Origin of the sequence: Litorerythrobacter xanthomarinus, assembly GCF_046254955.1 — a bacterium.
Lineage (GTDB): Bacteria > Pseudomonadota > Alphaproteobacteria > Sphingomonadales > Sphingomonadaceae > Qipengyuania_C.
In genome coordinates this window covers 1-236 of sequence record NZ_JBJXRG010000056.1, presented here as the reverse complement: position 1 = coordinate 236, position 236 = coordinate 1, and the positions used below count along the sequence as shown (strand labels likewise).

The 236-nt window shown below is 61.0% G+C and carries 1 protein-coding gene; it reads left to right on the top strand.

Features of this window, described 5'->3' with window-relative positions:
- The coding region (locus ACEWMW_RS14540) for a PQQ-dependent sugar dehydrogenase (RefSeq protein ID WP_409414681.1) at positions 1–236 on the top strand (236 nt) is incomplete at both ends.

Genomic DNA, 236 nt, shown 5'->3' with positions numbered 1-236 from the left:
TCGAGCCCGGAACCGGCAATCTCTTCATCACCGAGAAGGAAGGGTCGATCAAATTCTTCCAGACCGCGCATGGCAAGCTGGGCTTTGTCTCAGGCGTTCCTGAAGTGGATTACGGCGGACAGGGCGGCATCGGCGATATCGCTTTCGCACCCGATTATGCGACGATCAAGGCTATCTACCTGAGTTGGGCCGAAGCGGGCGATGGCGACACGCGCGGCGCAGTGGTCGGCCGCGGA